The organism is Dermabacter sp. HMSC08H10, assembly GCF_001807585.1.
Classification (GTDB): domain Bacteria; phylum Actinomycetota; class Actinomycetes; order Actinomycetales; family Dermabacteraceae; genus Dermabacter; species Dermabacter hominis.
Genome location: NZ_KV789428.1, coordinates 66,190 through 84,685 on the forward strand (window position 1 = coordinate 66,190; position 18,496 = coordinate 84,685).

Genomic DNA, 18,496 nt, shown 5'->3' on the forward strand with positions numbered 1-18,496 from the left:
GCGCGGATTACAATCGGTTGCCATGGGACATAGCGACGACCTCCACATTGATTCCCCCTCCGGCTCGATCGCATGGATCGACGCAACCGCAGGGATCGCGGGCGACATGCTGCTTGGAGCCCTCATCGACGCGGGAGCGGACCTCGAGCGCGTCCAATCCGTGCTCGATGTCCTCATCCCCGGCTCCGTAAAGCTCGCGAAACGCACCGTTGACCGCTGCGGGCAGCGAAGCCTCAAAGTAGACGTCGAACTGCTCGTCGAAAACCCGCCGCACCGCACGTGGACCTCGATCCGCGACATGCTCGAGAGTGCACGAGGGGCAGTCCCCGAACGCACGATCGACCTCGGTCTGCGCGTCTTTGGCATGCTCGCCAAAGCGGAGGGCCGCGCTCACGGCATCGATCCCGAGGATGTCCACTTCCACGAGGTCGGCGCACTCGATTCGATCGCCGACGTCATCGGCGCATGCGAGGCGTGGCGCCAACTCGGGATCGGTGAGGCTACGGGCAGCACGATCGCCGTCGGCTCGGGCCGCATCCGCGCCGCTCACGGTGATATTCCGGTGCCGGTTCCCGCAACGGCTTACCTCGCCGAGGGGTGGCCGACGGTCGCCGGCGACCTTTTGCCTCCCCGCCCGCACGGTCACGACCACGGCCATGCCCACTCGCACCCTCATGCGCACGATCACGAGCACGGTCACGAGCACGGTCACCAGCACGATCACGAACACCCGCTGCCCGAGCACGCCGCGGGCGGCCCGCACGCGGCGGCCGCGCCCCCGTCGGGCGTCGCCCCAGGCATCGGCGAACTCGCAACCCCCACGGGCGTTGCCCTCATGCGCGGCCTCGCGACGAGCTACGGCCCCATGCCGGGCATGGTGACGCGCGCCGTCGGCATCGGCGCCGGAACAAAAGACACGCCGGGACGCCCCAACGTCGTGCGCATCTTTCTCGGGGAAAGCTATCCGCATGCGTGACGCCCACGAGACGCCCGCGCGAGTCATCCAGCTCGAAGCCAACGTCGACGACGCCGATCCTCGCCTGTGGCCCGGCATCATCGACTCGATGCTCGAGGCCGGCGCGCTCGACTGCTGGCTCACGCCCATCATCATGAAGCACGGCCGCCCCGCCGTAACCGTTCACGCGCTCGCCCGTGAGGGCGAGGAGATTCGCCTCGCCGACCTCCTCCTCGACCTCACCGGCTCACTCGGCGTGCGGTACGCCCCGCTCGACCGGCGCATTCTTACGCGCAGGTTTGAGAAAGTCGAGATTGAGGGCGTGGAAGTGGCCGTCAAGGTGTCGGTGCGGTCCGACGGTTCCGTGGCCACCGTCGGACCTGAATTTCGTGATGTGCAGACCCTCGCCCGCCAACTTGGCGTCACCGAGCGTGAAGCGTTGCGGCGCGCCCGGGAGGCCATCGACTCTTAAACGGCGCCCTCGAGGGAACACGCGACGCCATTAAAGCCGTGATTGCAGTAGCCGGCTGGGTTTTTCGCGAGGTACTGCTGGTGCTCGGGCTCGGCGTAGTAGTAGGTGCCGGCACCCGCCTCGCTCAGCGGCGCTACCGCGGTTGAGATGGTGCCGCGATCGGCGGCGGTGAGCGCTTCCTGGTACGCATTGAGGGAGGAGCGAACGACGCGCTCTTGCGCCGGATCAGTCCAGAAGATCGCGCTTCGGTATTGCGTTCCGATGTCGTTGCCCTGGCGGTTCTCGGTCGTCGGGTCGTGCTGTTGCCAGAACTCGGTGAGCACACGCAGGAGCGCATGCTCATCCTCGTAGATCACCTTCACGGCCTCGGCGTGACCGGTCTTAGCCGAACACACCTCTTCGTAGGTGGGGTGGGGCGTGTATCCACCGGCATACACGGCCGCGGTAGTCCACACGCCCGGGATCTGCCACATGATGCGTTCGATACCCCAGAAGCAGCCGCCGGCGAGGAGCAGTTCGCCAGATCCTTCCGGCGCCCCTTCGCCGAGCATGTCGGTGCCGAGTACGAGGTGGTCGCGCGAGAGCGGAAAGGGGTAGTCATCGCGACCTGCGAGCGCGTCCTCGGGCTTCACCATGATCTTTTTGTGCGCGTTCATGATCTCGAGAAATGGAATCATGGGATGAACCTACGCGCCGGGGCTGGAGGGGCGGTGTGCGAAGGCGCAAAAATGCCTTAGAGGAGCACGATCACTTGAGCAAACAGAATTTTGGCGATCATCCCGGCAGCGAACATCGCCGAATAGCCGGGGTCGGTTCGCTCATCGTTCACGAACGATTTCACGTGATTGAGCAACACCGGTTGGCCCACGTAACCTGCGACGGCACCCGCGGTTCGGGCCGCGCTGAGACCGAGTGCGGCCCCCACTCCCCACAGGGCGAGCAGTGCAATGCCGAGGGTCAGCAAGGTCGCGATCCCCACGAGGACACCCGTCACGGAGAACGCGGTCCCGGCGAAGGCATGGCCGCTTTTGAGTCCGACGGATGCCAGGAACATGAAGAGACCAAATTGCCTAATGGTGAGGTTTGCACTCGTGGGCAGAGTCCACACGATCGGGCCTGTGCGACCCATATATCCGAGAACGAGCCCTACGACGAGCGGGCCCGCCGCACTCCCAAGCGCAAGCTTTGCCCCGCCGATAGAGAGCGACACGAAGCCCACGATGATGCCGAGGGCAACCCCGAGCCCGAGGCTCAAGAAATCAACCTCGGTGATGCGAGTTTCGGAGTCACCGAAAAACTCCGTGAGTTCCTTGCGTCGATCGTGCGGCATGACAACGCGCACGCGGTCGCCGAGCTGAAGGGTCATTTCGGCGTGGGCGAGCATATCCGTATCACCGCGGCGCACGCGCGTGATGATCGAGTCGAAACGCGTGGGCACGTGAAGATCGGCAACTGTGCGACCAGCGAGCTGCGGGTTCGAGACGATGAAGCGGCGGAAGTTGACCTTCGTACGGTCGTTCGCGAGGTGGGTATCGCTTTCGCGCCCGAGGAGCTTTGCGGCCTCGTGGACCGCGGCGGGCACGCCGACCATGAGGACCCGGTCCCCCGCGTGCAGAGATTCCGAAGGGTGAGCAACGCGAATCTCGTCGCCGCGCTGCAGGTAAGAAATCCGGAGGTCGCCGCCGGCCTTGCCCGGCAGTGAGGCAATTCCGGGGATCTTGCTGATCTTCATCGTGCGCTCGACCTCGACGGTGATGTCGAGAAGGTCCGTTGCGGACACTGACGACGGATCGTTTTTCCCGCTCATTTTCGAGCGCGTGATCGGCGGAATAATGAGCATGCCGAGAACGACGGCGAGCGGATACGCGATCGCGAAGCCCACCGCAGGAGCAGTCTCCCCGGGCACGATCGCACTCGCGCTACTGAGCGCTGGCGTCGCCGCTCCGGAACCGGCGAACATGCCGGCTGCCATCGGGCCGCCAAAACCGAAAAGGTAACCCGCCGCAATCGACAGTGCCGCTTGGACCCCGAGGAGCAGCACCCCACCCACGAGCAGTGATCCTTGTGCCCTGAGCTGCCTGAAGAACGATGCGCCCGAGGCGATACCGATCGTGTACACGAAGAGCGCCAAGCCGAGCGACTCCACGAGGTCGAGGTCGCTACCGAGACGCGGGTCGAGGGCACCGATCGCGAGCCCGACAAACAGTGCGCCAGCCGGCCCAAATTTAAGGGGGCCGAAAGGGATTGCGCCGACCAGGGTGCCGAGTGCCATCGTCACGATGAGGGTCAGCAGCGGGGAGCTCACGAGCAGGTCGATCATATTTCCCACAATAGGCACTGGTGGCCGTGTGCGCCCGCTCTTGCCCTTCTCCCCCACCCTCAAGGTGTAGACAACCACGTTATCCAGCCTGATTCGGTGGTGTCTTTGCGCTTTTCTTCACCTTCGGCTGCGCACATGCGTGCACGTGCACGGTCCGACGGTTGCCGGGGTAGCGTCGGAGCCGGATGCGCTCATGACGCGCCAGGGGTGTCCACTACTCGGGGGACACCCCCTGACCCACCGTGCCCCCCCTCGGCGGCGTCGGCGAACTGCTGGCCGATCGCCGACTGCGCCATCACGTCAGGCGCAGGTCTGTGACACAGGTTGCACCGTCGTCGGTGGTGGAAAATTCCGCGGTGCCGGTACGCCCCTGGTAGCTGACCTCAATCAGGCCGGTGACATCATCGGGAAGCCAGAAGCCAATAAACCCGTTGTCGAAGGTGGTTGTCGTCTCGTCCACCAGCACCTCACCGGTCGCCTCATCGGTGATCGTGACCTGGATATCCTCATTGGCGAGTTCCCCCTGGCAGGTCGTGAGGCTGTGGTAGAAGCAGTCGTGGGTGGAGGTGAGATAGGGTGCGATCGAGACATACGTCTGATTGTCGGGAAGATCGACCACGACCTCCTGGTCATCACTCGAGAGCAGCAGTTCATCGGCACGCACCGAGGCGATCAGATCCGTGGGACGCTCATTGACCTTCTGCCGGTCGAGGTGATCAATGATCTCCACCGCGTCCATGTCGGCCAGGCCATGGGTAGTCAGGAATGTATCCTGGGACACCGTCTCGTTGGCGGTGGGTTCCGGGTCGGCGGCCGAACACCCCGCGAGGACGAGGGCAAGGGCGACGGTTGCGATCGCTGCTCGTTTTTTCACGTCAATCTCCTTGGATCGTGGTAAGACCGTGAGAAGACACCGCCTCAAGGCTGATGCCATACCTTCATCTTGCACGGATGCCTGACGGACTAGAAATCAAAAACCCTGTTCACAGCCTTATAACAGGGCGAAAAGGGGGTGAATTCGGTGGGCTGGGTCACCACCGAGACACCACCCCACAGCCGTGGGCGATGTCCTTCTACCCACCCCGGGTATGCGATGCAGGCAGTGAAATCCCTGGTGGCGCCTGCTGAACCGACCAGGGGAGGCGATGCCGCCGGCCCGGGGTGGGGCACAGGGGTGACGGCGGTCGAAGGGTGATGTTTGAAGATTCGATGAAGATTCCCCGCCGGGCACTGAGCGAGGGTGGCATTCCCTCCTGGCCGGAGCGATGCTGGGGTCTATGGCTGACCGCACACCGACCACCGCCACGCCCCCGAGGCGGGTGCTGGTCGTCGATGATGAACAACCCCTGGCTCAGATGGTGGCCTCCTACCTCATCCGGGCCGGTTTCGATACCCGCCAGGCGCACACCGGCACCCAGGCGGTGGACGAGGCCCGTCGCTTTTCCCCCGATGTTGTGGTGCTGGATCTGGGGCTGCCCGAACTCGACGGTCTGGAGGTGTGTCGACGGATCCGCACCTTCTCGGACTGCTACATCCTCATGCTCACCGCGCGTGGCAGCGAGGACGACAAGATCAGCGGTTTGACCCTGGGGGCGGATGACTACATCACCAAACCTTTTAGTATCCGGGAACTGGTGACCCGGGTGCATGCGGTGCTGCGCCGCCCGCGCACCAGCACCACCCCACCGCAGGTGACCACCCCCTTGATCGTTGGTGACCTCTTCCTTGACCCTGTCGCCCATCGGGTGCAGGTGGGGGAGACGACCGTGGAACTCACCCGCACGGAGTTCGAGCTGCTGGTTGCCCTGGCCCTGCGCCCCGGCCAGGTGCTGACCCGCCGCGACCTGGTCACCGAGGTCTGGGACACCACGTGGGTCGGTGATGAACGCATCGTCGATGTCCATATCGGCAACTTGCGTCGCAAGCTCGGCACCGACACCCGGGGCCGGGGGTTTATCGACACCGTGCGTGGCGTGGGCTACCGGGTGGGGCAGCCATGAATCACGGGCCCGGCCTGACCTTCCGCTTCCTGACCGCCCAGGTGCTGATCGTGGTGATTAGCCTGCTGGTGGCCGTGACCGTGGCCACGATGGTGGGCCCGACCCTGTTCCATGATCATATGTTGATGACCGGCCCGGAGGACCCCTCGCTGGAGCTGTTCCATGCCGAGCAGGCCTACCGGGACGCCAACCTGATCACCCTGGCCGTCGCCCTGCCCACCGCCTTGATCAGCGCCCTGCTGGCCAGCCTGTGGTTATCGCGTCGCCTGCGCACCCCCCTGCAGGATCTCACCCGCGCCGCTACCAGCCTGACGGCCGGCAACTCCCGTATCCGCGTGCCCGCCGGAGAAGCAGGCCCCGAGGTCGCCACCCTGGCGCATGCCTTCAACACCATGGCCGACCGGCTGGAACACACCGAACAGGTCCGCCGCCAGATGCTCTCTGATCTGGCCCACGAAATGGGCACCCCCTTATCGGTGCTCACGGTCTACCTCGATGGTCTCCAGGACGGGGTCGTGGACTGGAATAATGCCACCCACACGATCATGGCTGACCAACTCACCCGCCTGACCCGGTTGATGGAAGACATCGACGATGTCTCCCGGGCCCAGGAACACCGGATCGATTTGGACCTGGCGGAGGAAGGGCTCGGGGATCTGCTCCATACCGCTGCTGCTGCCGCGGGGGAAGCTTATGCTGACAAAGGCGTCGATTTACAGGTCGAGACCATTACGGACACCGCCCGGGTGCTCGTGGACCGGCAACGCTTCGGCCAGGTGATGAGCAATCTCCTGTCGAACGCGCTACGGCACACCCCGGCCGGCGGGCATGTCCGGATCAGCGTCCACCAGCAGGGGGCGTCCACCGCGCTCATCCACGTCGCCGATGACGGCGAGGGCATCCCACCTGACCAGCTCGGACACATCTTCGAACGCTTCTATCGGGGGGATGCCGCCCGCAGCCGGGACGACGGCGGGGCCGGTATCGGTCTGACCATCTCCAAGGCATTGATCGAGGCCCACGGCGGCACTCTCACCGCCACCTCCCCCGGACCCGGTCGCGGAGCGGTGTTTGCCCTCCGCCTCCCGCTGTCCCCTCCCGACAGTGAGGAGGCTGCGCGGTGACCACACCCTGTCCCGCGTGAGGGCCGTTCCCTCCCCCCCCTTGAAAATATACCCCGGGGGGGTATACGCTCGAGAGCAGTATCGCCGCATCCCACCGACCCGAAGGAGCTTTCCCATGATCACCTCCCCGCCCCACCTCTTGCCGATGGCCTCCCACGGCTGCAGCTGTTGCGGACCTGCCTCACGTGCCGACACCGCCTCCATCCCTGCCGCCAGCGACTCGTCAGCAGGGGGGTCCTCCCCTAGCTACCAGGTCACCGGTGTCGTACCTCCGGAGATGGTTCGCCGGGCCATCGAGGACGCGGGCTACACCGTCTTATCCTGATCAGTTTTACCCATCATCTCGACCCGACCGGGTTGAGCGGAAGGAACGTCATGCGCACTCCCCACCATTCCAGCGATCACCATGATGATCACCCCGCTCCGGAAACAGACCACACCTACCACCCGGATCACGCCAGCCACGAACACCACGCAGATGCCGACACCCACGGCCAGGCGATGCCCCACGATCACCCGCACTCCGCCCTGGACGAAGACCACCACGTTCATGGTCACGGCGAACACACCGGACACAGCACCGCAATGTTTCGCGACCGCTTCTGGTGGTCGCTGATTCTGTCCATTCCCGTCGTTATTTTCAGCCCCATGGTCGCCCACCTGCTCGGCTACCACCTCCCGGCATTCCCCGGATCCACCTGGATCCCCCCGGTGCTGGGCACGATCATCTTCGTCTACGGCGGAACGCCTTTCCTCAAGGGCGGATGGAAAGAACTGAAATCCCGCCAACCCGGGATGATGCTCCTGATCGCCATGGCCATCACCGTGGCGTTTGTCGCCTCCTGGGTCACCACTCTGGGGCTGGGCAGTTTTGACCTGGACTTTTGGTGGGAGCTGGCGCTGCTGGTGACCATCATGCTGCTGGGCCACTGGCTGGAGATGCGCGCTCTCGGTGCCGCGTCCTCCGCGCTTGACGCGCTGGCTGCCCTGCTGCCGGATGAGGCCGAGAAAGTCATCGACGGGACCACCCGCACCGTGGCCATCTCCGAGCTGGTCGTCGACGACGTCGTGCTGGTGAGGGCCGGTGCCCGGGTGCCGGCCGACGGAACCATCCTCGACGGAGCCGCCGAATTCGATGAGGCGATGATCACCGGCGAATCCCGTCCCGTCTTCCGCGACACCGGTGACAAGGTGGTCGCCGGTACCGTGGCCACCGACAACACCGTCCGCATCCGGGTGGAGGCTACCGGCGGGGACACCGCCCTGGCCGGGATCCAACGCATGGTTGCCGACGCCCAGGAGTCCTCCTCCCGGGCCCAGGCCCTGGCGGATCGGGCGGCGGCGTTGTTGTTCTGGTTCGCGCTGATCTCCGCTCTGATCACCGCGGTGGTGTGGACCATCATCGGCAGTTCGGACGATGCCGTGGTGCGCACGGTCACGGTGCTGGTCATCGCCTGTCCGCATGCCCTGGGCCTGGCGATTCCGCTGGTCATTGCGATCTCCAGCGAGCGCGCCGCGAAATCCGGGGTGCTCATCAAGGACCGGATGGCGCTCGAGCGGATGCGCACCATCGACGTGGTGCTCTTCGACAAAACCGGCACCCTGACCGAGGGTGCGCACGCGATCACCGGTGTCGCGGCAGCTGTCGGCGTCACTGAGGGAGAGCTGCTGGCCCTGGCCGCCGCCGCGGAGGCCGACAGCGAGCACCCCGTAGCCCGCGCCATCGTGGCGGCCGCGGCCGCCCATCCCGAGGCCTCCCGTCGGCACATCCGTGCAACTGGTTTCAGCGCCGCTTCCGGCCGGGGGGTCCGGGCCACTGTCGATGGCGCTGAGATCCTCGTGGGCGGGCCGAACATGCTGCGCGAGTTCAATCTCACCACCCCGGCCGAGCTCACCGACACCACCAGCGCCTGGACCGGGCGTGGGGCCGGTGTGCTCCATATTGTTCGCGACGGTCAGATCATCGGTGCGGTGGCCGTCGAGGACAAGATCCGCCCCGAATCCCGCGCCGCCGTGAAAGCCCTGCAGGACCGCGGGGTGAAGGTCGCGATGATCACCGGCGACGCCCAGCAGGTGGCCCACGCTGTCGGTCAGGACTTAGGCATTGATGAGGTCTTCGCCGAGGTCCTGCCCCAGGACAAAGACGCCAAGGTCACGCAGCTTCAGGACCGGGGTTTGAGCGTGGCCATGGTCGGTGACGGTGTCAATGACGCCCCCGCCCTGACCCGCGCGGAGGTCGGTATCGCCATCGGTGCTGGCACGGATGTGGCCATGGAATCTGCCGGGGTGGTCCTCGCCAGTGATGACCCGCGGGCAGTGCTGTCGATGATTGAGCTGTCCCAGGCCAGCTACCGCAAGATGATCCAGAACCTGATCTGGGCCTCTGGCTACAACATCCTTGCCGTGCCGCTGGCCGCTGGAGTGCTCGCCCCGATCGGATTCGTGCTGTCCCCGGCCGTGGGCGCGATCTTGATGTCTGCCTCGACCATCGTGGTGGCCCTGAACGCCCAGCTGTTGCGCCGCATTGATCTGGATCCGGCTCACCTGGCTCCGACCGAGTCGAAGGAGGAACACACCACGCCTACTCCGGCATCCACTGCCGTCCACTGATCCACCACTTCTCTCCACTGCCCCCATATGACCCTGAAGGCTCCACCATGAAGCGCCCCCTTGTTCTTTCCGCTCTCGCCAAAGAGAGATAGCCGTAACGATTGCCACCTGCTGCGGGCGATGGGTCGTTGTCACCACAGCGGGTGCACCGGGGTGGATGTTTCTTCTCCCTCTGGTCGCACCACTGAGGAAAGGGGAAAGCTCCTGTGTCCAGACCCTTGGAGGACTACGCATTATTGTCCGATACTCACACGGCCGCCCTGGTCTGCCGGCAGGGCAGCTTTGATTGGGCGTTGGGTGGTGTCCCCCACCTTAGAGCGAAAATCGCCGCTTGAACTAGCGCAAGAAGCGGGGCAAGGGGGGCGGAAAAGAAACGAGGGCGCTCCCAACGCTAAGAACCGACCACCACGAGCCGGGTCTAGCTGCATGCGCATCGTGAAAACGGTCCCGTCGAAGCGCATGCCTGGCACAATGGGGCGCGTGACGACTTCGCCCCTAGAGCCGACGAGCTCGCACAAGCCGACCGCGAAAAGATCCCACGCCAGCGTAAGCACCACAGCCGATAGCCCCCGCGCGGACGAGACCACGAGCGGGCACGAATCTACGACTGACTCGGCACCCGGTAGCTCGCGCCTCAGCGAAAAGGCACGCACACACAGGGCAACGAAGACCCGCACGGATGCCGTCCTCGACACGATTCTCGACCCACGCCGCCTTGCCCCGCTCGGCCTCGCGCTCGCGGCGACCACGCTCTACGGGTGGCTCTCGATGCTCCAGTGGGATTCGTACTTCTTCCCGAGCTGGGATCTGGGCATCTTCGCCGAAGCCGTCAAGGAGTATGCGCACGTCAATGCCCCGATCGTTCCGATCAAGGGCGATAACTTCAACCTACTCGGCGACCACTTCCACCCGGTCCTCATCCTGCTCGCACCGCTGTGGTGGCTGTGGCCATCGCCAGCCGTGCTGCTGTGGGCGCAGGCCGCGCTGTTTGGGGCGAGCGTGTACCCACTCACGCGCGTCGCAATGGCGAAACTCGGTCCGCGGCTCGGCATGCTTGCCGGCGCCGGCTACGCGTTCTCCTTCGGGCTTCAAGGTAGCCAGAACGTGCAGTTTCACGAGTATGCGTTCGCCGTTCTCTTCGTGGCATTCGGTCTCGCCGCCTTCCTCGAGAACCGATCGAAGGCCGCGCTCCTGTGGATCGGCGCACTCGTGTTCGTCAAGGAAGATCTGGGGCTCACCGTGATGATGCTCGGCTTCGCAATGGCGTGGATGTGGCGCACTCCGGGGCTCGAAGCGGGAAGCCCCTCGCAGAGGCTCCGCGCGACGGTTGCGAGGCTAACGTCGGAAAAGAAACCCCGCTACGCGCTGCTGCTTGCCGCGTGGGGTCTCGTGTGGTTTGTCCTCGCCACCTGGGTGATTTTGCCGGCGCTGAGCCCCGCGAGCGCGTACGTGTACACGGAGAATTTTGCGCCGCTCACGCAGGCCTTCACGCCGCTCGTGAAGTGGCAAACGGTGCTCATGTTCGTGGCGTTCATGGGCGTCGTGGGGGTCACGAGTCCACTTGCGCTCGGTCTTCTTCCGACGCTTGCCTGGCGGTTCCTCGGCTCCGTCGAGCACTATTGGACCTGGCAGTGGCACTACAACTCGTTCCTCATGCCGATCGCGTTCGCGGCGCTCCTTGCGACCCTCCCGCACGTGCGGGGAGCTGCGCTCACGCATCTGGCTGAGCTGCGCGAACGCCCGCTAGCGCCGCAAAAAGCACAGCTGTGGACGAAACGCCTCGGCGTTGCCCTCTCGATCCTGTCGACCGCGTATCTCGCAACCTCGCTTCCCCTCACGTGGATCGCAACCGGGGCGCTCAACCCGAATTCGGAGTTCGCCAATGCCGCTCGACAGGGGCAGGCGCATGTGCCCAAGGGCGTGACGGTCGCGAGCGACATTCGCTTGATGGCCCCGCTCGTGGCGACAAACGATGTGCAGTGGATGCACGGCGAGACGAAGCGGGCACCCGAATGCGTCGCGGGCGTGTACGGGGCGCGCGAGCAGGAGCAGTTCCCCGGCGGTTGGGCCGCGTGGGCAAATGCGAAGTGGCCTGCGAATGCAAACGCAAAACCTGAACACCTCAACGGCGCGCGCGTCATCACGAGCGCGCGCGAGCCGTACGAACTCGTGTTTGCGAACTCTTACGTGCAGGTCGCGTGCCAGGGCGGCCCTAGAAGCGAGTGAGTCCTAGCGGCGAGTGAGCCCTCGAGGTCCGCGGGCATCGGCGGAGGCGAGTGGCCCCGCGGCGAGCGAGCGAACCGACCAGAGTTTGAGCGGCGAATACTGCTCGGCGAGAAGCGCCGTGCGGATGCCGCGGCCGTAGGCCTCGTTACGCACGCTGCGATTGAGCGAACTGATGTCGCGATCGAGGAGGGCATCAATCGCACCCGCGGCGGCCCAGCGCATCGCGACGACAGAAAGCTCGATGTGCGAGTCGATGAGGGCGTGGCCGACGTTGTGTGCGGAGATGAATCGCAGCCTCGGATTCGACGGATCGGATCCGACGTGGGCGCCGGGAATTTCGTCGGCTGCGAGGCGCGAGCGCCACAGCGGCACGATCACATCACGCGCCCCGCCCACAACGAGCGTGGGAGTCGTGATTGAGCGCCTCGCCGTTTCAAGGTCAAAGCTCTCCCCCGTGAACGGCGGGAACTGTGCGGCGCGACGCGCGTATACGGTGAGTGGGTCGAGCGGCTTGCCGTCGCTGGCCTCAGCAAATCCGAGTTCGGTCGCGGAAATGCGGCCAGCCAGGTCGTTTTCATACACGTAGGGCGTGGTGTTGAACCACTCGCGGCCGGTGATGATTTGGTGAATCGATGCCCACGCGAGCTGCCCGCGCCCCTGCACGAGGAGATCGACGAGATCGCGCACCGAATTCACGCCGCCATACTCGTGGACGGCAGCGAGCACAACGCCGGTCTCATCGACGGGGACGACGCGCTGCTCGACGAGCATCCGCACGGCGCGGGCAATCGATTCGGTCGCGTCGAACGTTCCGCGCCAATACAGGTCACGCATGAGTTCGCGAAGGGCGCGCCCGTCGCGCACGCCCGTAAACGGTGAGTCGAGCACCATGGAAAACACGCGCTCCGGGTGACGCAGCGCGAACCGTTGCGCAATGTAGGCACCGTACCCGGTTCCGTACAGCACCACGCGCGGCACTTGCGCGTGGTCGAGCACGGCACGCACATCGTCGAGCACGTTCTCCACACTCATCACGCCAACGGGAAGGTCATTGCCCTGCGCATCGGCGCGGCTCATGCCGACGCCTCGATGCTCCATCATGATGACGTCGAGTCCCTTTTTGACCATGTCGCGCCGCAGAATTTCGTACGGGAACACGCTCGCAACGCCCGGCCCGTCGGGAAGGACCATGATCGTGGGAAGCTCGGACTGATAGCCGGCCCGCACATACCTGAGCGGGAATAGGCGCCCTTCGGAGTTCTCGAACTCCCGGTAGACGGTCATCACGTCATTGCGGGAGGCGAGAAGCTCGTTCGCGGCTGGGCGATCGTAGAGGTCCATGCGCGGTGATTATTTCTTTCCGACGGTTGCCCACAGGAAGGCGTGGACCAGTGCGTTCATGCGTGCCGCTTGCGCATTGGACGCGGCGCCGCCGTGCCCACCTTCGATGTTTTCCCAGTACTTGACGGGGGCGCCGAGCTCCTCGAGCGCGGCCGTGAATTTGCGGGCGTGGCCGGGGTGCACGCGGTCGTCGCGGGTCGAGGTGAGCACGAAGGCGGGCGGGTACTCGACGTCATCGCGCAGCAGGTGGTACGGGCTGAAGGTCTTGATGAAGTTCCAGTCGTCGGTGTCGGGGTCGCCGTATTCGGCCATCCAGCTCGCTCCCGCGAGAAGGTGCGAGTAGCGCTTCATGTCCAAAAGCGGCACCTGGATCACGACGGCGCCGAACAGCTCGGGGTACTGCGTGAGCATGTTGCCGGTGAGCAGGCCGCCGTTGGAGCCGCCGCGCACGGCGAGGTGCTTCGCATCGGTCACACCGCGATCGATGAGGTCGCGCGCCACGCTCGAGAAGTCTTCGTAGACCCTGTGGCGGTTTTCTTTGAGTCCAGCTTGGTGCCATGCAGGCCCGTATTCGCCGCCACCTCGAATGTTCGCAAGCACGTACACGCCGCCTCGTTCAATCCATGCCTTGCCTGTCGCGCCCAGGTAGACCGGGGTGAGCGACACTTCGAAACCCCCGTAGCCATACAGCAGGGTGGGGCGGGGTCCGACGGTGGCCTGGGCCTTCGCAATCTCGAAGTATGGGATGCGCGTGCCGTCTGCACTGTCAACGAAGTGCTGGGTAACGGTGACGTCGCTCGCGTCGAAGCGTTCGGGCGTCGTCTTGATCGTCTCGATTTCGCCCGCGCCGCTGCCCTCGCGGATCCCGTCAAGGCTCGCGAGGCAAAGGGTTGCGGGCACGTGGAAGTCGTTGCGGGTGATCCACACGTCGTTGTTCTCGTCGGGATCGACGGCGGCCACGTAGAGCGAGCCCGTGAGTTCGGGGTAGAGGTCCTCGCGCTCCCAGCTGCCATCGCCGTTTTGATAGTGGGCGACCAAGCGATGCTTGACGTCGTCGAGGACGGTCACGACCAGGTAGTCCCTCGTGATCGTAAGACCGTCGAGCGAAGTCGTGGGGGTGGGGTCGAACAGGACGTCAAAGTCGCGGTTTCCCGCCATAAATGCGTCGAAGTCGCACGCGAGCAGGCTGCCGGCGGCGTACGTGTGGCCTCCCGTCACCCATTCGTTGCGCGGCCTCAGGATCGCGAGGTCGCGGTGGAAGCTCACGTCGATGTCGCTTGGGACGTCAACTTTGAGAAGCTGAAACTCGTCACCTTCGCGAGCCACGGCATACGTGGTCGAGGTGTAGAAGGTGTGCATGACCGTGACCCAGTCGCGCTCGAAACCGGGGGTCTGGTCGTGGCTTGGGTAGACGAGCATGTCCTGCGCGTCGCCCTCGAAAACAAGGGTGGCGTCGGCAAGAGCCGTGCCGCGTTTCCACACCCGCGCCTGGAGCGGGTAACCAGAATTGCTTCGCGTCCCCTCGCCGAAGTCAGTGCCGACCCACACGGTGTCTTCGTCGATCCACGAGACGAAGCCGCGCGCTTCGGGCCGCACGAAGCCGCCTTCGCTTTCCGGCACGAAGCTGCGGGTCTCGAGATCCCATTCGAACGTGACGTCGGCATCGCTTCCCCCGTGCGAGAGGCTCACGAGGAAGCGGCGATAGGGCGCGCCTTCGGCGGGACGCAGCGCGTGGGCGCCGTGCCACACCCAGTCCTCGCCTTCCGCGACGTTGAGGGCGTCGACATCGATGAGGGTTTCCCACTCGGGGTTCTCGGTGCGGTAGGAGTCGAGGGTCGTTCGGCGCCACACACCGCGCTCATGCTCGGCGTCTGTCCAAAAGTTGTAGAGGAAGTCGCCCCGTTTAGTGACGCCGGGAATTCGATCACTCGCGTTGAGGATCTCGAGGATTTCCGCTTCGAGTTCAGCGGTGAACGGATCGGCGTCGAGGTCTTTTTCAGTGCGGGCGTTGCGCTCGCGCACCCAGGCAAGCTGCTTCTCACCGGTGATGTCCTCGAGCCACAGATGCGGATCGCTCATGGTGTCTCCTCTTTCCCACTGCGGTGATGTGTTCTGGAGCAAGCCTAGCCGCGCCAGCTCAAATAAGGATGCGCGCCTCAGGTTCGTCCATGGGCTGAGTCCAGAACAGCTCCTCGAAGCGAGTGGCCTGCCGGAACGCTTCGATCGCGCGTTCGCGTTCGGCTTCTCCCGCAGCATCGCACGCTTCTTCGACGAGCTGCACGGCCTCTCGAGAAATCCGTGTAAACGTTTCGTCGGCGTACGCCTCGACCCACGTACCGTAGGGGTGCCCCTCGAGCGCGCCCTTGCTTGCGTCAAGAACGGCAACTCCCGATTCGGCATAGATCCAGTAGCACGGGAGCACGGCCGCGGCGGCAACCGCGTATGTGTCGTAGGTGGCGCTCGCGAGCAGGAAGTTGCTGTAGGCCGCAGTGTGCAGGCTCATCCCGAGTCCTTCGACTCGGTGGGCGGCGAGGATGTCGTTCGTGAAGAGCTCTTCCTGCATCACCTTTTCTTCGGCGATGGCGCCGACGGCTGACTTCGCCCAGAAGCGAAGCTCATCTGCCCCTGGCGTCTGGCGAGCGATAGCGGTCATCGTCTTCTGGTACGCGACGAGGTACTGGGCATCCTGCTGGATGTAGAACGTAAATTTTTCCGGATCGAGCGTGCCGGCGCCGAGTTCGGCGAGGAACGGCAGGGCGTCGATGCGCGCACGGATGTCTTTGGTTTCCTCCCACATCCGGGCCGTGTGCGGGCCCGCGGGCTCAATGAGTACCACGCTCTCACACCCCCTGAACGGTAATGAGGTGGTTGGTGGGGCCGTGGCCGCTCTCGGGAGTTTTCGAGAGCTCCCATTCCTTCGCGTGAAGAATCGCGCTTTGGAGGAACTCGCGTGCACTTGCCACGACGCCGATGTCGGTCGCGTCGGCACCGCCCGCCACACGCGCGTACTGCGCGGCGATGGCCGACGAAAGGGTGCAGCCGGTGCCGTGCGTATTGCGCGTATTGATCATCTCGCCCGTGAGAACGTCCACGACGTTGCCGAGCTGCACGAACACGTCGACGAGCGCGGATCCGCGAAGATGACCGCCCTTAACGAGAACTGACTTCGGGCCGCGATTGATGAGTTTGAGGCCCTGCTCCTTCATTTCTTCTTCGTCGGTCGCCGGGTCTTCGCCGAGCAACAGCGCGGCCTCGGGGATGTTGGGCGTGAGAACGTCGGCGAGCGGGAGGAGGCGATCACGGAGAATCTCCATGGCATCCTCCCCCATCAGCATGTCGCCCGAAGTCGCCACCATCACGGGGTCCAGCACGATCTTGCCGAAATCGCTGCGGCGCTCCTCGATGACATCCGCGATAACCTCGGCAACCTCGGCGTTAGGAATCATGCCGATCTTCGTGGCATCGACGTAAACGTCGTCAAGCAAAGTCGTGAGCTGCTCGCGCACGAAGGAGGCGGGCGGCGTAAACACGGCGTCCACGCCCTGCGTGTTCTGGGCGGTGAGAGACGTGAGAACGGCGCAGCCGTATGTGCCGAGCGCCGTAAACGTTTTAAGGTCTGCCTGGATACCGGCGCCGCCGCTCGGGTCGCTTCCGGCGATCGTCAGTGCAATGGGTGGGCGCATGGTGTTGTCCTCCTTGAAAACAGCTCACATTTGAAATGGGCTGAAGAATTTAGAGCGGCTGGTTCATCACGAACTCGCGGCGCAAAAACGTCGCGGAGGTCGCGGGGTCCTCGGATCCGGCGATCGCCGAAACCACGCAGATACCGTCACAGCCCGTGGCTGCGACCTCGCTCGCGTTGCGAATCGAAATACCTCCGATCGCCACCGCCACGATACCGGCCTCGTGTGCACGCGTGGTGAGAGAGGCGAGCTGCTCGAGACCCACGGCGGGGTCCGTATCCGTCTTCGTCGCGGTGTTCCAGATCGGGCCGATGCCTACGACGTCGGCGTGCCCCTCGGCAATCACCGCCTCCAGTTGCTCGGCGTTCGAGACGCTCACGCCGATGATCGCCTCGGCGCCGAGGAGTTCACGCACCTGGGATGCCGGCATATCGCCCTGACCCACGTGAACGTCGAGACCGAGCTCTCTGGCGGCGTCCACTCGGTCATTGACGATGACCGTAATCTCCCGGCCGTGCTGCTCCCCCACCTCGCGGGCCACGTCGCGCACCTGGCGCGCAAGCTCGACAAAGGCGTCGTCATCAAGGTCCTTATCTCGCACCTGGATTACGTGGGCGCCGCCCTCGATCGCTTCGGCAACCTGGGCGGGTACCTTATCGGCACCGCCTGCCATCGCCGAGTCAGTCACGAAGTAGAGCGCCCAGTCGGCTTTCGCCGCGCGCTCGCGCGAAGCGGAGGTGTTCATGCCGACGCCTCGGTCACGCGCACGCGTGCGGCAATGTCGGCGCCGCTCAGTTCATCGAGCGCATCGATCCACGCGACCGCGAACGAACCGGGGCGCGAGGCGCGCTCACCCGCGAGCTGACCAGCGGCACCGAAGTGCGCGTGGGCACTCAGCACCGCGAGGGCCTTCGCATCGACGGGGGCGAAGGCGGCGTCGGAAAAGAGAGATTCAAGTGCCGGAGCGATACTCACGTAGCCGGCCATCGTCGCGCCGAGCGCACAGCCCGTACCGATCACGCGCGGCATGAGGTCATGGCCGGACTCGAGCCAGAGCGCGCGGATGTCGCCTTCGCGGTCCCACACGATGAGGTCGCGCTTGCCGGAGACGGCAACGACCGCGCCCGTACGCTCGGCGAGGGATGCGGCGGCAGGCAAGGCGTCGTCCACCGAATCGGTCGCATCCACGCCACGACCACCCGCGCCGAGGCCCGCGAGCGCGGAAATCTCCGACGCATTGCCGCGGATCGCCGTAGGCGCGAGCTCAAGCAGGCGGTGCGCGAGCGACGTTCGAACCTCGAGCGCACCGATCGCCACGGGATCGAGGACCCACGGCACGCCCGCCTTCACAGCCGCCTCTGCCGCGAGCGGCATCGACTCAACCTGGTGCGGCGCGACCGTGCCGGTGTTAATCAGCACGCCGCTCGCAATCTGGGCGAACGTGGCAGCCTCACCCGGGTGATCGACCATCGCGGGAGCCTGGCCCGCGGCGAGCAACACGTTCGCGGTGACGTTTTGAACGACCGTGTTCGTCAAGCAATGCACGAGCGGTGCGGCCTCGCGCATGGCGTTTACGGCTGTGTCGATGCCGGCGGCGTATGACTGCGTCACGAGTGACATCCCTTCGCAGGTAGGTTTCCAGAGCAGGTTCGACGGGTTTGATCTCAGCCCTCAGGACCCGCAATCGGGCCCCGGGACACCCCGAGTCACGCCGTACAACCCTATCGCTACCTGGGTCGACACCTTCTGAAAGCCGCCGCAGTCA

The 18,496-nt window shown here is 65.0% G+C and carries 17 protein-coding genes and 1 riboswitch; of the genes, 7 read left to right on the forward strand and 10 right to left on the reverse strand.

The window, feature by feature from the left end:
• The first annotated feature begins 22 nt into the window (after positions 1-22).
• The gene (locus HMPREF3176_RS10645; RefSeq protein ID WP_305790912.1) at positions 23-976 is read left to right on the forward strand and encodes a nickel pincer cofactor biosynthesis protein LarC; all 954 of its coding nucleotides are present in this window, start codon (positions 23-25) and stop codon (positions 974-976) included.
• Positions 969-1,427, forward strand: a complete 459-nt coding sequence (larC, locus tag HMPREF3176_RS10390; RefSeq protein WP_168161968.1) for a nickel pincer cofactor biosynthesis protein LarC2 — start codon at positions 969-971, stop codon at positions 1,425-1,427. The genes HMPREF3176_RS10645 and larC overlap by 8 nt, the downstream gene beginning before the upstream one ends.
• Here larC and msrA read toward each other — a convergent pair.
• The 3 genes from msrA to HMPREF3176_RS08045 all read right to left on the reverse strand — a co-directional run bounded on the left by msrA (position 1,424) and on the right by HMPREF3176_RS08045 (position 4,621).
• Entirely contained in the window at positions 1,424-2,104 is a 681-nt protein-coding gene (gene msrA / locus HMPREF3176_RS08035; protein ID WP_070459606.1) for a peptide-methionine (S)-S-oxide reductase MsrA, read from the reverse strand. The two genes, larC and msrA, sit on opposite strands and share 4 nt — an antisense overlap.
• Before the next feature lie 56 nt (positions 2,105-2,160).
• The gene (locus tag HMPREF3176_RS08040) at positions 2,161-3,747 is read right to left on the reverse strand and encodes an aspartate:alanine exchanger family transporter (protein WP_061210977.1); all 1,587 of its coding nucleotides are present in this window, start codon (positions 3,745-3,747) and stop codon (positions 2,161-2,163) included.
• Positions 3,748-4,042: 295 nt separating this feature from the next.
• On the reverse strand, positions 4,043-4,621 hold the full coding sequence (locus HMPREF3176_RS08045) for a CueP family metal-binding protein (RefSeq protein WP_034371909.1): 579 nt from the start codon (positions 4,619-4,621) through the stop codon (positions 4,043-4,045).
• 403 nt (positions 4,622-5,024) lie between these two features.
• On the opposite strand from HMPREF3176_RS08045, the gene HMPREF3176_RS08050 reads away from it, so the two are divergent.
• The 3 genes from HMPREF3176_RS08050 to HMPREF3176_RS10105 all read left to right on the forward strand — a co-directional run bounded on the left by HMPREF3176_RS08050 (position 5,025) and on the right by HMPREF3176_RS10105 (position 7,196).
• Entirely contained in the window at positions 5,025-5,747 is a 723-nt protein-coding gene (locus HMPREF3176_RS08050) for a response regulator transcription factor (protein WP_016663850.1), read from the forward strand.
• Positions 5,744-6,871 (forward strand): sensor histidine kinase, encoded by a 1,128-nt coding sequence (locus tag HMPREF3176_RS08055; protein ID WP_070435533.1) that lies wholly within the window; start codon positions 5,744-5,746, stop codon positions 6,869-6,871. The genes HMPREF3176_RS08050 and HMPREF3176_RS08055 overlap by 4 nt, the downstream gene beginning before the upstream one ends.
• Before the next feature lie 115 nt (positions 6,872-6,986).
• Entirely contained in the window at positions 6,987-7,196 is a 210-nt protein-coding gene (locus HMPREF3176_RS10105; RefSeq protein ID WP_083286330.1) for a hypothetical protein, read from the forward strand.
• On the opposite strand, the gene HMPREF3176_RS10445 is transcribed toward HMPREF3176_RS10105, so the two are convergent.
• Entirely contained in the window at positions 7,178-7,447 is a 270-nt protein-coding gene (locus tag HMPREF3176_RS10445; protein ID WP_070459609.1) for a hypothetical protein, read from the reverse strand. The genes HMPREF3176_RS10105 and HMPREF3176_RS10445 overlap by 19 nt on opposite strands.
• A 9-nt stretch (positions 7,448-7,456) precedes the next feature.
• On the opposite strand from HMPREF3176_RS10445, the gene HMPREF3176_RS08065 reads away from it, so the two are divergent.
• Both HMPREF3176_RS08065 and HMPREF3176_RS08070 read left to right on the forward strand, forming a co-directional pair.
• Positions 7,457-9,481, forward strand: coding sequence for a copper-translocating P-type ATPase (locus tag HMPREF3176_RS08065; RefSeq protein ID WP_070459612.1), 2,025 nt, complete (start codon positions 7,457-7,459; stop codon positions 9,479-9,481).
• A gap of 480 nt (positions 9,482-9,961) precedes the next feature.
• The gene (locus HMPREF3176_RS08070; RefSeq protein ID WP_168161969.1) at positions 9,962-11,707 is read left to right on the forward strand and encodes a DUF2079 domain-containing protein; all 1,746 of its coding nucleotides are present in this window, start codon (positions 9,962-9,964) and stop codon (positions 11,705-11,707) included.
• 3 nt (positions 11,708-11,710) lie between these two features.
• Here HMPREF3176_RS08070 and HMPREF3176_RS08075 read toward each other — a convergent pair whose 3' ends face one another.
• From HMPREF3176_RS08075 to thiM, 6 genes are all read right to left on the reverse strand, one after another.
• Positions 11,711-13,048 (reverse strand): alpha/beta fold hydrolase, encoded by a 1,338-nt coding sequence (locus HMPREF3176_RS08075; protein ID WP_016663845.1) that lies wholly within the window; start codon positions 13,046-13,048, stop codon positions 11,711-11,713.
• A 9-nt stretch (positions 13,049-13,057) separates the two neighbouring features.
• Entirely contained in the window at positions 13,058-15,127 is a 2,070-nt protein-coding gene (locus tag HMPREF3176_RS08080; RefSeq protein WP_070459621.1) for a prolyl oligopeptidase family serine peptidase, read from the reverse strand.
• A gap of 58 nt (positions 15,128-15,185) precedes the next feature.
• Entirely contained in the window at positions 15,186-15,884 is a 699-nt protein-coding gene (locus tag HMPREF3176_RS08085) for a TenA family protein (protein ID WP_141742402.1), read from the reverse strand.
• 4 nt (positions 15,885-15,888) lie between these two features.
• Positions 15,889-16,731: a bifunctional hydroxymethylpyrimidine kinase/phosphomethylpyrimidine kinase gene (gene thiD / locus HMPREF3176_RS08090; RefSeq protein WP_034371886.1), complete on the reverse strand. Its 843-nt coding sequence runs from the start codon at positions 16,729-16,731 to the stop codon at positions 15,889-15,891.
• A 49-nt stretch (positions 16,732-16,780) separates the two neighbouring features.
• On the reverse strand, positions 16,781-17,476 hold the full coding sequence (gene thiE / locus HMPREF3176_RS08095) for a thiamine phosphate synthase (RefSeq protein WP_070459627.1): 696 nt from the start codon (positions 17,474-17,476) through the stop codon (positions 16,781-16,783).
• Positions 17,473-18,351 (reverse strand): hydroxyethylthiazole kinase, encoded by an 879-nt coding sequence (gene thiM / locus HMPREF3176_RS08100; RefSeq protein ID WP_168161970.1) that lies wholly within the window; start codon positions 18,349-18,351, stop codon positions 17,473-17,475. Before thiM ends, thiE begins: the two co-directional genes overlap by 4 nt.
• Positions 18,334-18,445: riboswitch (TPP riboswitch) on the reverse strand. Its footprint overlaps the gene before it by 18 nt.
• Positions 18,446-18,496 lie beyond the last annotated feature (51 nt).